Below are 13,839 nucleotides of genomic sequence, written 5' to 3'. Positions count from 1 at the left end.
CGAGTCCTACACCGTGTCGGGCCTGGCCAACGGCACCTCCTACGAGTTCGTCGTCCAGGCGTGGTTCGGGGGCCGCTGGTCCCCGTTCGGCTCCGCCGACGTCGCCAGGGCAACGACGGCAGGTACTCCAATCATGGGTCCCGCCGAGACGACCATCGATCAGATGGTCTCTGTTTACCAAGCGTCTGGGGCCGCATATCCCTCGGCTGTATATGTACAAAAGGGGGCTCCGACGATTCGTAGCTTCTGCACGATTGCTTATAACGAAGCCGTCGCCGAGGGGGTACGCCCCGAGGTCCTATTTGCCCAGGCAATGCACGAAACTGGATGGCTGAGGTTTGGCGGTGACGTTAAACCTCAGCAGTGTAACTTTGGTGGCCTTGGTGCCACCGGAAACGGCGTGAGTGGACTGACGTTTCCGGACGTTGCCACCGGTCTTAGGGCGCAAGTGCAGCATCTTAAGGCCTATGCATCTACTGATCCTCTGAAGACGCAATGTGTCGATCCGAGGTTTTATTACGTTACGCGTGGGTGCGCCCCCTGCGTTGAAGATTTGGGTGGCAGGTGGGCGTCAGATCGAAACTACGGCAAATCGCTTGTGACAATTATTAACCGCTTGATCTAGCTCTTAGATGGTTCAAGGAGGGGAAGGGTATGGCAAAAGGTATCATTCTTGCTGGCGGGTCTGGAACTAGGCTTTATCCACTTACGACGGTAACGTCTAAACAGCTCTTACCTGTCTACGATAAACCGATGATCTATTACCCTATGTCTATTTTGATGCTTGCTGGCATCAGGGATATTCTGCTGATTTCGACTCCGGCTGATTTGCCTAACTTTGAGAAACTACTCGGGGATGGATCGTCGTTTGGCATCAACCTCCAGTATGCCGAACAGCCGTCTCCCGATGGTCTTGCCCAGGCTTTCTTGATCGGGGAAGAGTTTATTGCGGGGGACAGCTGCGCTCTAATCCTGGGGGACAACATCTTCTACGGCGGTGGACTAACCGGGCAGCTCCGCTCTGCTGCTAATAAGGAGCACGGAGCGACAGTATTTGGCTATTACGTAGAAGACCCCGAGCGTTTTGGCGTTGTTGAGTTCGATGAATATGGCAGAGCCGTGTCGCTTGAGGAAAAACCGAAGAAGCCCAAGTCGAACTACGCCGTAACGGGTTTGTATTTTTACGACAAAAGGGTCGTTGACTTTGCCAAGAAGGTTGTGCCTTCTGAGCGCGGGGAGCTTGAAATTACGGACCTTAACAAGATGTATCTCGAAGATGGCTCCCTTGAAGTGGGTCTCCTCCCGCGCGGTTCTGCTTGGCTTGATACTGGCACCATGGATAGCCTGTATCGAGCGGGAGAGTTCGTACGCGTAACAGAGGAAAACCAGGGCCTTCAAATTGCTTCGCTTGAGGAAATTGCATATAACAACGGCTGGATTACCAAAGAGGTCTTATTGAAGTCCGCGCGTCGTTTTGCGAAGTCTAGCTATGGTAAGCACCTCAAGAAGGTGGCCGAGGGCCGCGTTATGAAGAGCCGTAATAAGACCAATGTATAAGGAATATCTGGATTAATGGGAATGAAAGACAGTACGAAGAACGCTCTGAAGCAAGAAGGCGCTTTGGATAATGCCTGCGAAAGGATTGATAGAGCCCTAAATAGGTCAAGGGCTAAATACATCCTTATATATAGTTGCCTGTTCGTACCCTTTTTCCTTTTGTTCTCCTCTTCATGTTGGCTTGGGAATAGGAGCTTTATCTGGTGGGTCGATGGCTTTGAGCAGCAATATCCCTTTTTTATTCTCGAGGGTAGATGGCTGCGTGAGCTATTGAAGAACATCTTCGTGTCTCATGCTTTTGAGGTGCCGATGTGGAGCCAGCTGGTTGGCTATGGCGCGGATTACTTTGACTCCATTAATAACACTCTTGGCAATCCGATTAATCTGATTTCCATTTTCAGCAATGCCCGCAATGCAGAGGTGCTGCTGAATCTAACCGTGCCGATTACGTTTTACCTGGCTGGTCTAGCGTTCATTGGGTACTGTCTCTATAAAGGGTTTGATCGCGCTGCTAGCATGGTTGGCGTGTTCGTGTATCTCTTTAGCGGGTTCTCCGCAATTGCTTTTCAGCAAATCTATATGGTTTATCCGCTTGTGATTGCGCCGCTGGCGCTCCTTGGAGTAGATAGGGCAATCGATCGCAACGGCTCCGCGATCCTCATTACTTCAGTTGCGATGGCTTGCCTCTATTCCGTTACTACGGGTTACATCCTGTGTCTGCTTCTGGTCATTTACTGTCTTTGCAGGTTTCTCTTCTTCGAAGGAAAGACTCTCCGGTCTTTCTTCGACCTGTTCTTCAGGGTTGCCATACCGACCGTTCTGGGCATTGCCTGTGCAGGAGTGCTGTTTGTTCCTGCGGCTGTTAACGTTATGACTCAGGGTAGGGCGGACGTGACCCGCGAAATTGGGCTCCTGTACTCCCGCTCCTATTACATTTCACTCGCAAGATATCTGATGAGCGTTACGGGAGTTGGTGCAGACTGCTTCCTCGGCTTCGCACCGGTTGCTGTTGTGTCGGTCGCGTTGCTGTTTCGCAAGAACAACAATACGTACAGACTTCTCCTCCTGTTGCTGGGCATATTCGTGTTGGTGCTCTTCTCGCCAATTGCCGGCAGCGTCTCGAATGGCTTCTCTTATTCGAATAACCGCTGGGTCTGGGGCTTTAGCCTTGCAATGGGCGTAGTGACTACAATTACGCTTCCAGAACTATGGGGTCCGAGGGGCGTCGGCTCTATTCTAAAGACCGCCTTTCCCATAGTTCTTGTGTCGTTGATCGTTGCCCCGAGGAGCGCAAGTTCCAGTACAGTGTTCTTCTCAACCGTGTGCATTCTGCTGGCATATCTCTGTCTTTTGACAACCGCGAACAGAAACAGAGCGCGCGTATTTCTTGCGTCAATCATGACCCTTGCGGCTACGGTCGCCGTTGTTTTCTACTTTGCGGGAACCTCTTTGCGAGGCGATAGGGTTCCCAACGGAAGGGCATTCGACGCGGCCATCGAGGATCGGGGTCTATCCCTTCTTGAGAATGTAGACGATGCGGGGGAGTGGAGTACGGACTCTTTCTCGACTGCGATGCTGAGGAATAGCAATCTCATTATTGGAACAAGGGGCGATACGTTCTACAACTCCTTCTACAACAGCTACGTTGACGATTACCACACCTCTCTCGGTCTGGTGACCTCAACGATGAACTATGCCTATTCTTCCTTTAACTCCAGAAGCCCTCTCGAGTTGCTTTCTGGCACGAAGTACTTTTTAACGGGTGGCGAGGGAACGACTATGGTCCCTCCGATGTATGACACCCTTGTCGCAGAAAACGACCGCGGTTTTAAGCTCTATTCAACTGAAGCGCTCCTGCCGCTTGCATACTACGCATCTAGCCCAATTGGCGAATCATCCTATACGGCTCTTGGTTTCGTGGATCGCCAGAACGTGCTTGCCCAAGGTCTTGTTCTCGAAGATGAAGAGATGTCGAGCGCGGAAAACCGCGGGGAGTTTGGTGACGACACGTATCGGGATCAAACAACCGACCTGCCGTTTTCCTATTCGACGCACTATAAGGAAGAATATGGTGATCTTCCTGTGCAGAATAAAGAGGATGAGGGGGCTATCCAGGTTAGCGGGAATGAAATTACCGTTACTGCTCCTAATTCCATTCTTTATCTTGAATCTGAGATGCCCGAAGGATGCGAAACGTACGTTTCTTTTGATAAATTAACTTATTCTGACGTGTTTGACACGGGCAGAGAAACCGGCTTTAAGGTATTTGTCTGCGGCCAGAATATGGAGCAAGAGATCTGGAGCCCAACACTGGGATCCCCCCTTGATGGAGGGAAGGACAGCTGGTGTATTAACGCTGGTTACTCGGAAAGCCCCCAGCGTGCTATTGCCTTGCGTTTCCAGAGCGCTGGAGTGTATTCGTTCTCTTCCCTTAAGCTGACTGCTGAAAAAACCGATTGGATTCAAGATGTTGCTTCGGGACATCAGATGAACGCAGCGAGCAACATTGATTACAGCGGAAATCACTTGTACTGCACATATGAGGCCCAGGAAGACGGATACCTTTATGTTAGGCTTCCGTATTCCGAGGGGTGGTCTGCGGAGGTCAATGGCGAGAAAGCGGACGTGCTAAGGGCCAACGTCGCCTTCATGGCAATTCGTGTGCATGCCGGAAATAACGATGTCCGCTTGAGCTATTGCAATGCTTCGTTGCCGGCGGGAGCTGCATTTACTGCAGGGGGATTATGCGGATCTGTCACGTTTTGCTCATACGGTGCGAAGCGTAGAAAAAAGACCGAGGCTCTAATATAAATAGAATTGAGCAATAAGCCGGAATTGATAGGGAGCCGCGAAGTGACGACAATCAAGTTTTCCAATATCCTACTCGAGCACAATCCGCGCTCGGTAGAGTATCCGTCGCTGTATTGCAAGAGCGATGTGCCTTGGCTCTATGACCAAGAGACCGAGGGGTGGAGATTGTCGGGAAAAGGAGCGTTTGATTTCACTACCTATTTCAACTCCCTTTCGGTGCAGAAGCTCGTCAGGTATGCCTCGGCGACCGCCTTTTCGCTAAGCATCGATATTAAGGGTGCTGTCTGTAGGCTCGTTCAGACTACGGCCGATGCTTTTGCGGGCTATCCTGTCGTGCTTGAAGATACGGCGGTCGAAATCCCTGCCTCCGATGAGTGGCGACACATTTCGCTCGATTTGAACGTTGATGAAAATGCGGTGCTCGTGGGCTTTAGAATTGAAGCGAATGGCGTTGCGTTTATTCGCAATGGCGCCTATTACGTAACCGTTCCCCACGAGCTTCGCGACGTAAACCTGTTACTCTCGACGACTACGTTCAAAAAAGAGGCTTATGTTGAGCGCAATATTGCGCTCCTTAAGAGCGACATCCTTGAGTCTGACGACGATATTTCCAGACACTTTGGTGTTCTTGTCGTTGATAACGGTAGAACTCTCGATGCCGAGGCTCTGTCCGACACTGGAGTCAAGGTCTGCCCTAATGCTAATGTCGGCGGAGCGGGCGGCTTTGCTCGCGGCATGATAGAGGCCCTGGAGTCACCAAAGGGCTACACTCACATTCTTCTTATGGACGATGACGTCGCCATCTCGCCCGAGAGTGTAAGGCGCACATTTAACCTGCTTCGAATTGTCAACGACGATTATGCTGATGCTTTTATTAGCGGGGCTATGCTTAATTACGAAGCGGGAAATGAGCAGTGGGAAGATACTGGCTACATGACGCCAGAGGGCTACTGCCATCCGGCAAAGCCTCGTCTTTGCCTCACGAAATTCGAAGAGGTTGTCTATAACGAGGCATATCGAGTTCCTGGTGCAATCAAGCGTCTTCACCAGCGTTATGCGGCTTGGTGGTATTGCTGCATTCCTGTCAGTACGATTCGCGCCAAGGGTATGCCGCTGCCCTACTTTGTGCGCTATGACGATGCGGAGTATGGAGTTCGCTGCTCTCCGGAGTTTATGACGATGGGTGGCATTTGCATCTGGCATGACCCCTTTGACAAGCGTTATAACGCTGCTAATGAGCTTTATCAGACCACTCGCAACGAGCTTGTGGCGCAGTTCACCACTGGCTTTGCTGAGAATTCTGACTTCGAAAAAGAGATCTACCACAAGCTCATGCTCGAACTGAAGAAGTTTGGTTATGCCGGTGCCGAGCTCATCCTTGATGCTTTCGAGGACTTCCTCAAGGGACCTGAGTGCTACTCCGCTATTGGGTTTGCCGAATCGAGCTTTATGGGAGCGAATAGGCGCAAGGAGAAGCTCGTCCCCCTGGAAGAGGTCGAGAAGCAGGCACATGCCCTTGGTCTTGAGTTTAGCCTGGCCGAGATTGATCGACAGCTGATCGAAGGTGATAAGCCGCGTGGTATGGCGGAAAGAGCAAGCGACTACATCACCAATAACTGGCAGCGCGTCATTGTCCGCGAAGGCTCGGGTTATGCGGTGATTCCAGCGATGGGCGGAGCCTATCCCGCGGGTGCGATTCGCGGGAAGAAATACCTAATCGTAATTGACTGGTATAACCGCTCTGGAGTTATTCGCGTTAAGGATGCGAATAAATACAGGGAAATCGAGCGCCGTTACAGGGCCGACCTGAAGCAATTTAAGTCTCGGAAGCAGGAGCTCCATCGGGCATATGAAGAGTCTCGCGCCAAGGTGACCTCCGTTGGTTTCTGGAAAGAATACCTTGGCATGGCTGAGTAGGGCTGGCTCTATCTGCCATAGTTCAAGTGCTCCGGAAGGATTTGCCGGAGTCTTAGCGAACTACGAAATACGGAGGACGACGTGTCAGACATTTTCGAGCCCCACAACATCATCGTCACGGGCGGCTGCGGCTTCATCGGCAGCAACTTCGTGCACTACGTGGTGAACAACCACCCGGACGTGCACGTGACCGTGCTCGACAAGCTCACCTACGCGGGCAACCCCGAGAACATCGCGGGGCTGCCGGCCGACCGCGTCGAGCTCGTCGTGGGCGACATCTGCGACGCGGCCCTGCTCGACGAGCTCGTTCCCGGGCACGACGCCATCGTCCACTACGCGGCGGAGTCCCACAACGACAACTCCATCGCGGACCCGGAGCCGTTCCTGCGGACCAACGTCGAGGGCACCTTCCGCCTGCTGGAGGCCGTGAGGAAGTACGGCGTCCGTTACCACCACGTCTCGACCGATGAGGTCTACGGCGACCTCGCGCTCGACGACCCGGCGCGCTTCACCGAGGAGACCCCCTACCACCCGAGCAGCCCGTACTCCTCCACGAAGGCGAGCTCCGACATGCTCGTCCGAGCCTGGACCCGCACCTACGGCCTGCGCACGACCATCTCCAACTGCTCGAACAACTACGGTCCCTACCAGCACGTGGAGAAGTTTATCCCCCGCCAGATCACCAACATCATCGACGGCGAGCGCCCGAAGCTCTACGGCAGGGGCGAGAACGTCCGCGACTGGATTCACACGGAGGACCACTCCTTCGCCGTGTGGGACATCCTCACGAAGGGCCGCATGGGGGAGACCTACCTCATCGGCGCGGACGGAGAGCAGAACAACATCACGGTCCTGCGCATGATCCTCGAGGCCATGGGCAAGGACCCGGACGACTTCGACTGGGTGCGCGACCGCCCCGGCCACGACCGCCGCTACGCCATCGACTCGACCAAGCTGCGCCGCGAGCTCGGCTGGGAGCCCAGGCACACGGACTTCGCCGAGGGCCTGCGCCAGACGATCGCGTGGTACGTGGCGAACGAGGCCTGGTGGCGTCCCGCGAAGGCGGCCACCGAGGCCAGGTACGCGAAGCAGGGGCAGTAGAGGAGCAGTGGATATTCGCCGGTTTTGCGGTTAAGGCGTAGTCACACCGAGAAATTAGGTGCTTTATGTCGATCGTCAATAACTTCAAGCAGTACCTTCCCGGTTCATCGCGCTCGCTTCATGCGGTGCACCGCGACGTGTCGGCCATGCACGACGAGTCGCATCTCCAACTTGCTGAGATTAGGCGCGCGCTCGATCTGTTGACTTGCCGGACAGATGACTTGAATCGCAAATGCGATCAGCTCGGCTCGGAGCTCGAAGCTCACGACGCCCACATGAAGATGTTCGCATGGGAAAACTACCGCAAGGATAACGAGTCGATCGACGATGCAAAAAAGCGCTTCTATCGCTCGCTACCAAAGGCTACGGGCGGCATGAGGCTTCTCCAGCTTGGATGCGCGAAGCTCCTAGGGGAGTTCGACGTGCTCTGCAGGGAGAATGGATTGCGGTACTGGGCGACGTACGGCACGCTGCTGGGTGCAGTTCGTCACGGAGGCTTTATTCCCTGGGACGACGATACGGACCTTGGCATGATGCGTTCCGACATCGATCGCTTGATTGAGATCGTCGGCGATGACGATCGTTATCGCATCACCGTTGTCTACGACCATTACGTCACTTGTAAGCAGATCCGCTTCCTCTATGCGGACGATGAAATCCCATGCTTCCTTGACCTCTTTGTCTATGACTGGGCGACTTCTTCCAATCGGCAGAAGGCGGAAGAGTTGCGTAGGCTAAGGGCTGACCTTGCCGAGGAGACTGAGCGTGACGATAGCCTGGCATTCTGGGGATTGACTCCGTATTGTCCGGAAGACGCCGATGACGCCGATCGTATCCGGGCCTATTTCGACGGATGCTATCAGAAGTCCCGTGATTGCGGCGTTGTCTGCGACGAGGAGGACGCTGGCGGAATCGTGTGGGCTATCGACAATCTGAACTGCTCGCGTGTGCCCTGGTACGCATATTCGATTGAAGACACTTTTCCACTTAAGAGGGCCATGTTTGAGGGCATTGAAATTAACGTCCCGGCAAATGCAGACGCCTATCTTCGCTCCTGCTATGGCGACTACCTAGACTTGCCCAAGGATATTCACAGTCATTTCCAGCATGTCTCGCAAGATGATCTTGAGGCCGGAGCAACGCATGACGCGTTGTCTCGTTTTGCGGAGTAGCGGAACCGACAATCTGCGCGGGTCCCGCGCCTGCTGCTTTTGAACTCGTTCTGAGCCGCTAGCGGTTGTTTGAGTTATGCGTGATTGGAAGTGGCCTTTCTGGCCAAGACCATTCTTTCGGAGACACGGCCATGAAGATCATTTCTTTCGATGACATCAGAAATTTGAAGCTCAACCCGTTGACCTGCATTGAGTGGGTTGACACTGCTTTGCGCAACAAGGCCGATGCTCAGCTGCCTTCCAAGGTTTCGATTAAGCCGAACCACACCCAGGACGGAACGTTCGTGAACACGATGCCGTGTTTCGTGGGTTTTGAGGGGAGGGGGGGCGTTAAGGTCGTATCGCGTTACCCCGGCAGGGTGCCCGCGCTTTCCTCGGAGATTCTCCTCTATGACTCCTTGAGTGGCGAGTGCCTTGCCCTTATGGATGGTGACTGGATCACCACCATGAGAACGGGAGCGGTTGCCGCTCACGCGATTCGGCACCTGGCGGTTCCCGGCTTTACTCGTCTGGGCTTTATGGGCCTCGGCAACACGGCGATGTCGTCCCTTGCCTGTATTGCCGCGCTCTTCTCGGACCGCGAGCTCGAGGTCGGGCTTCTCAGGTACAAAGACCAGGCGGATGAGTTCGCGAAGCGTTTTGAGATGCTTGAGAACGTCAAGTTCCATGTCGCTGATGACGTTGAGAACCTCGCGCGTTCCAGTCAGGTTCTGGTCAGCTGTGTGACGTCTGCGCCTGGCGAGTTCTGCGGGCCGGAGGAGTTCGCCCCGGGGACCCTCCTCGTCCCCATTCACACCCGCGGCTTCATGTCCTGTGACCTTGCGTTCGACAGGATCGTCTGCGATGACGAGGGTCACGTCTCGTCCTTTGGCTACTACCCGCAGTTCAAGCACAAGCTTGTGGAAATGTCCGACGTGCTGCTGGGCAACAAGCCTGGCCGTGAGTCTGATGACCAGCGGATCATTGCCTATAACATCGGGATTGCCCTGCATGACATGGTGTTTGCGAGCAAGATTTACGACATGCTCGCGGACGGCGAGCCATTGGCGGTGTTGAACGCGGGCCTTTCGAAGCACTGGTTTTGATTCATTGGATAGATGCTCACCTGCGAGGCGGCCGAAGCGTTGGGCGTGTTCGCGCCTCACGTAGCTTGATTGCCACGGGCGACAACGGCATCATCGGCGGCAACTTCGCCCACTACGCGGCCGACTCCCACAACGACAACTCCATCGCGGATTCGGGGCCGTTCCTGCGCATCAACGGCGGGGGCGCGTTCCTCCTGCTCGAGGCCGTTCGCAGGTATGGCAGAGCCGGTGCTCAGATCGTTCGCAGCCCGCTCAATTGCCGACGCTCCTAATTCGCCTTGTTATACATACTTAGATACATATAATTCTATGTATCTAAGCCATCTCTTCTAAGGAGGATCGCATGCCAACCGTATTGCCGGTAACGGAGCTTCAGAGGAACACGGCCGCGCTTACGGACGAGGCGATGCGGACGAAGGAACCCATCTACTTGACTCGCCGCGGCAAGGCGGCGGTCGTTCTCCTCGATGCGGCCGAGTACGATCGTGAGATGAGCTATCGCAAGGCGATTATCGAGCGCGAAAAGAGCGTTTACGCTGGAATTACCCGAGGCCATGACGAGTTGAGGCGTGGCGAGTCGGCATCTCTTGACGAGACGCTTTCCCAGCTTGAGGATAAGTGGTCTCTGTGAGTTCGTCTGGGCAGGATGATGGTCTGCGGCACTACGAGGTCTTTCTCGCGAAGTCCGTCAAGGAGGGGTTGCTCGGTATCCCCTCCCGCGACGATGCGAGGCGCATCGCAAGGAGGCTTCGCATGCTCGAGGTTGCCCCAGCGATGGGCGAGGTTTATGAGCCCGTTTACGAGTCTGCGATGCCCGACCATGAGGTTCGCGTAACGTTTACCGGGCACTATGGCATTTACTACACCATCGACGAGACGGCCGGAACCGTAGGCGTTGAGTTTCTCGAGGACTGTCGACGTGACCCGATGAGGAAGTTCTCGTAGCGATGACTGACGAAACGTTCATCCAGTGCAACATCATTGTCGCGGGCGGCTTTTCTCCTATGCGTGGCTAATTGGCTCGACTTCTCGCTCGCCACGGCCGTCTTATTGGTATCACTCCAATCACTCTTAATCTCAGTGAGAAATGTGAGTGATTGGGGTGACTGTGACTGACAGATGGCGAAGAAAGACGAGGGGTGCGTGCTGAGCTTGCTCAGGTCGAATGGCGAAATGTCCATTCGCGAGCTTGTGTCGGAGACCGGCCTTAGCGTGAGCCAGGTCAGGTATAGGCTCAATGCGTTGATTTCGGCTGGTGTAATTGAGTCGACCGTTGGGGCAACGAGCCGTTTGAGAAGGCAACTGGTACGTGGCGAACGAGGCCTGGTGGCGCCCCGCGAAGGCGGCCACCGAGGCCAGGTACGCGAAACAGGGACAGTAGGGGCGGTGGCGCCGATTCGCTTCCGCCGGCAGGTGGCTAACGGAAGCGAATAGCGTCACTCCCTGACATGTACGGGATCAAAGGGCTCCTCGCGGGCAAGGCGAGCCTTTAGCGTGGCGTGTGGTTGGCTGTTCTCCTCTGAGGGCGCGACGGCCGGGGCGAAGCGGGCGCATGACAAGCTGGCAGTGCTGCACCCGTTTAACCTACCATTGCCCGCGCCTCGCAACGTATACTCTTCCCGTGAGAAGGAGGTCGCGTGCTTACCATTTACTTTGGCGATATGGACGGCGTGATCGACAACACGTCTGTCTATTTCAACAACACCTACTCTGCCGCTTGGCTCGAGGATCCTCTGGCCCAACGGATCATAAAGTCGGTGGATAAGGGCGTCGTTCTCGGGCCTAATGCGATCGAGACGAGGATTCTCGGCATCATTCCGCCGGAGAAGCTCTCCAGCGGCACCAAAACGCTTCTCCTTCTGCTCTTCGACGCGGAGAACGTCTATAACGCCACGAACTGCGGTGATAACTGCGCTTATTGGATCCTCCGCATTTCCAAGCGGCACGACATCACCATCAACCTCCACCACCTGATGAACTTCGGCAATGGGAGGTTCACGGCGCGGATCGGCAACACCGGGGAACTCATTCACTCCATGGACGAGCTGGTGCTTGTTGGTGCGGATTGTCTGAGAGGCGGCTTGCGATGAAGGGGGAGCATCAGGTTGTTGTCCGGAACAACCGCCTCCAGATCAAGCTGACCGTTCGTCGCAACCTGACCATTCTCCAGGGTAATAGTGCAACGGGAAAGACGACGCTTCTCGACCTCATCGCGCAATATGACGAGATGGGGGCGGCCAGCGGTGTCGTCGTTAATTGCGATGCCCCCTGCAGGGTTCTCTCGGGCCGCAACTGGGAGCGCGACCTTTCGGAAATCAGCGGCAGCATCGTCTTCATAGACGAGGACTCGACGTTCATGCGCTCTCATGAGTTCGCTCACGCTGCTCGCAATAGCGACAACTACTACGTGCTCGTGGCCCGAGAGTCAATGGCGCAGCTGCCCTATAGCGTCGATGAGATATATGGTCTGAGAAATTCCACGCGCGCCGCGGCAAAATATCCGGCCTATTCGCGCGTGTATACGTCGACGTACCGTATCTATGGCGACGATTCCTTTTCTGGGGAGCGTCCCGAGCTGGTGGTGGTTGAGGATAGCAATAGCGGGTACGGGTTCTTCTCCGCGCTTTGCGAGAAGTCTGGGATTCCGTGCGTGAGCGCTGGCGGAAAGAGCCGGATTTATGACGTGGTTCGCAATTGCGACGCCAAGTCCGTTCTCGTGATAGCCGATGGCGCCGCGTTTGGTCCAGAGATGGAGCTCGTGACGTCGCTGCGACGCTTCAAGAACGTGAAGCTGTTCTTGCCCGAATCCTTCGAGTGGTTGATTCTCCAGTCCGGCCTGATTGGGGGCAGGGAGGTTCGGGACATGTTGGAGAATCCGGCGGACTACATAGAGAGCAGCGAGTTCTTTAGCTGGGAGCAGTTCTTTACGAGCGAACTCATTGCCGCGACGCGTGGGACATACCTCGCGTATGGAAAATCTGATCTCAACCCCAGCTATCTCCAGGAGAGGGAACGCACGGCTATCGAGGGCGTGCTTCCCGACTTGGGCTTGTAGGCGCATTCCCGTGGGGTGGCCGCTGGCGGAGGTGAAGTGCCGATTCGCTTCCGTTCGGGAGCTGCTAACGGAAGTGAATCGTATTTCACTTCCGTTAGCGAGGGCGTAAGGGAAGCGAATTAGCGCTCGACGGCGTAAGCGCCCCCTGACGCGCGCTCGTCCCCGCTACCACACCGTCATCGGCCGGGCCTGGGCCGCGGCGCAGATGGTGAGGCGGCCGTCTGCCGTGCGGGCCTCCGTGAAGGTGGAGTTCGCGGCCTCCGCGCCAACGGCGGCAGCAAGCGCGCGGACGGCGACGCTCGGGCGGTTGTTCTCCTCCGAGAGATGCATGGCAATGACGGTCTCCGTGTCCGGCCCGACGAGCTCGCGCAGCGCCGCCGCGGCCTGGTCGTTCGAGAGATGGCCGTGGTCTCCCGCGACGCGCTGCTTGAGAAAGCCCGGGTAGGGGCCGGTCGCGAGCATACGCGCGTCGTGGTTGCTCTCGAGCGCAAGGACGCGCACGCTGGAGAGCAGCTCGAGCGCGCGGTCTCCCAGCATCCCCGTGTCCGTGCAGAAGCCGAGGGAATCCGCGTCCTCGCCCGCGCCGCAGTCGAAGCGAAGGCCGAATGGGTCCGCCACGTCATGCGAGGTGGGGAAGGTGCGCACGCGCATGCCGCCCGCCTCGAACTCGTCCGCGTCACCAACGAGCTCGAACGGCAGCTGCGCAAGGTACTTGCGCCCGCTCGCGGTGCCCGCCGTGGCGACGAGGCGGCCCTCATACTTGTTGCAGAAGACGGTAAGGCCGCTCACGTGATCCGCGTGCTCGTGCGTGATGACAACGCAGCAGATGCGGTCCATGTCGACGCCCAGCTCGTCCGCGCGGCGGAGGAGCTCCCTGCGCGAGAGGCCGTCGTCGATGAGGACGGAACCGGCAGGGCCCTCTACTACGGACGCATTGCCCTTCGAGCCGCTGGCTAGAACGTGAAGGTGCATCCGCGGCGTCATCGGCGCGTTCCGTCTTGCATGTGAGGGTTCCTCTCGACGTAAACTTGACCCGTATAGGATACGCGCGATGGCTGACGTTAATGCGCGGCGACGGGCGCGGGCGGGTGCCGAGCGGGCGCGTCGAGCGAGCGGCGCCGGGCGCCGTGCGGGCACGGGC

The 13,839-nt window shown here is 56.2% G+C and carries 14 protein-coding genes; 13 read left to right on the top strand and 1 reads right to left on the bottom strand.

What is annotated here, in order from left to right:
* From ACTQ1Z_RS08445 to ACTQ1Z_RS08385, 13 genes are all read left to right on the top strand, one after another.
* A partial coding sequence (locus ACTQ1Z_RS08445) for a glucosaminidase domain-containing protein (RefSeq protein ID WP_441860235.1) occupies nt 1–625 on the top strand: 625 nt, incomplete at its 5' end.
* Between the two features lie 29 nt (nt 626–654).
* Nucleotides 655–1,557: a glucose-1-phosphate thymidylyltransferase RfbA gene (gene rfbA, locus ACTQ1Z_RS08440; protein ID WP_441860233.1), complete on the top strand. Its 903-nt coding sequence runs from the start codon at nt 655–657 to the stop codon at nt 1,555–1,557.
* Between the two features lie 15 nt (nt 1,558–1,572).
* A complete protein-coding gene (locus ACTQ1Z_RS08435; RefSeq protein WP_441860231.1) occupies nt 1,573–4,368 on the top strand; it encodes a YfhO family protein in 2,796 nt (931 codons plus the stop codon).
* A 42-nt stretch (nt 4,369–4,410) separates the two neighbouring features.
* Nucleotides 4,411–6,285 carry a glycosyltransferase gene (locus ACTQ1Z_RS08430; protein ID WP_441860229.1) on the top strand — a complete coding sequence of 625 codons (1,875 nt, stop codon included), beginning with the start codon at nt 4,411–4,413 and terminating at the stop codon, nt 6,283–6,285.
* An 81-nt stretch (nt 6,286–6,366) separates the two neighbouring features.
* Nucleotides 6,367–7,386 carry a dTDP-glucose 4,6-dehydratase gene (gene rfbB / locus ACTQ1Z_RS08425; RefSeq protein ID WP_441860227.1) on the top strand — a complete coding sequence of 340 codons (1,020 nt, stop codon included), beginning with the start codon at nt 6,367–6,369 and terminating at the stop codon, nt 7,384–7,386.
* Nucleotides 7,387–7,451: 65 nt separating this feature from the next.
* Nucleotides 7,452–8,558, top strand: a complete 1,107-nt coding sequence (locus tag ACTQ1Z_RS08420; RefSeq protein WP_441860225.1) for a LicD family protein — start codon at nt 7,452–7,454, stop codon at nt 8,556–8,558.
* Between the two features lie 131 nt (nt 8,559–8,689).
* Nucleotides 8,690–9,643, top strand: a complete 954-nt coding sequence (locus ACTQ1Z_RS08415; RefSeq protein WP_441860223.1) for a hypothetical protein — start codon at nt 8,690–8,692, stop codon at nt 9,641–9,643.
* Between the two features lie 65 nt (nt 9,644–9,708).
* A complete protein-coding gene (locus ACTQ1Z_RS08410) occupies nt 9,709–9,915 on the top strand; it encodes a hypothetical protein (protein WP_441860221.1) in 207 nt (68 codons plus the stop codon).
* A 71-nt stretch (nt 9,916–9,986) separates the two neighbouring features.
* Entirely contained in the window at nt 9,987–10,274 is a 288-nt protein-coding gene (locus tag ACTQ1Z_RS08405) for a type II toxin-antitoxin system Phd/YefM family antitoxin (RefSeq protein WP_441860219.1), read from the top strand.
* Entirely contained in the window at nt 10,271–10,588 is a 318-nt protein-coding gene (locus tag ACTQ1Z_RS08400; protein ID WP_441860217.1) for a hypothetical protein, read from the top strand. Before ACTQ1Z_RS08405 ends, ACTQ1Z_RS08400 begins: the two co-directional genes overlap by 4 nt.
* 174 nt (nt 10,589–10,762) lie before the next feature.
* Nucleotides 10,763–11,077 (top strand): winged helix-turn-helix domain-containing protein, encoded by a 315-nt coding sequence (locus ACTQ1Z_RS08395; protein WP_441860215.1) that lies wholly within the window; start codon nt 10,763–10,765, stop codon nt 11,075–11,077.
* A 203-nt stretch (nt 11,078–11,280) separates the two neighbouring features.
* Nucleotides 11,281–11,733 (top strand): DUF4869 domain-containing protein, encoded by a 453-nt coding sequence (locus ACTQ1Z_RS08390; RefSeq protein WP_441860213.1) that lies wholly within the window; start codon nt 11,281–11,283, stop codon nt 11,731–11,733.
* Nucleotides 11,730–12,698, top strand: coding sequence for a hypothetical protein (locus tag ACTQ1Z_RS08385; protein WP_441860211.1), 969 nt, complete (start codon nt 11,730–11,732; stop codon nt 12,696–12,698). Before ACTQ1Z_RS08390 ends, ACTQ1Z_RS08385 begins: the two co-directional genes overlap by 4 nt.
* 165 nt (nt 12,699–12,863) lie before the next feature.
* Here the strand turns inward: ACTQ1Z_RS08385 and ACTQ1Z_RS08380 are convergent, their stop codons facing one another.
* Nucleotides 12,864–13,682, bottom strand: coding sequence for an MBL fold metallo-hydrolase (locus tag ACTQ1Z_RS08380; protein WP_441860209.1), 819 nt, complete (start codon nt 13,680–13,682; stop codon nt 12,864–12,866).
* Nucleotides 13,683–13,839 lie beyond the last annotated feature (157 nt).

Origin of the sequence: Parolsenella sp. LCP21S3_E11 (genome assembly GCF_052118165.1) — a bacterium.
Lineage (GTDB): Bacteria > Actinomycetota > Coriobacteriia > Coriobacteriales > Atopobiaceae > Parolsenella.
This window is presented reverse-complemented; position numbering and strand designations above follow the sequence as displayed.

Coding starts and splice junctions, on each gene's coding strand:
- ACTQ1Z_RS08380 (WP_441860209.1), bottom strand. CDS start 13,682: ATGACGCCGCGGATGCACCTTCACGTTCTAGCCAGCGGCTCGAAGGGC.
- ACTQ1Z_RS08385 (WP_441860211.1), top strand. CDS start 11,730: ATGAAGGGGGAGCATCAGGTTGTTGTCCGGAACAACCGCCTCCAGATC.
- ACTQ1Z_RS08415 (WP_441860223.1), top strand. CDS start 8,690: ATGAAGATCATTTCTTTCGATGACATCAGAAATTTGAAGCTCAACCCG.
- ACTQ1Z_RS08395 (WP_441860215.1), top strand. CDS start 10,763: ATGGCGAAGAAAGACGAGGGGTGCGTGCTGAGCTTGCTCAGGTCGAAT.
- rfbA (WP_441860233.1), top strand. CDS start 655: ATGGCAAAAGGTATCATTCTTGCTGGCGGGTCTGGAACTAGGCTTTAT.
- ACTQ1Z_RS08435 (WP_441860231.1), top strand. CDS start 1,573: ATGGGAATGAAAGACAGTACGAAGAACGCTCTGAAGCAAGAAGGCGCT.
- ACTQ1Z_RS08420 (WP_441860225.1), top strand. CDS start 7,452: ATGTCGATCGTCAATAACTTCAAGCAGTACCTTCCCGGTTCATCGCGC.
- ACTQ1Z_RS08405 (WP_441860219.1), top strand. CDS start 9,987: ATGCCAACCGTATTGCCGGTAACGGAGCTTCAGAGGAACACGGCCGCG.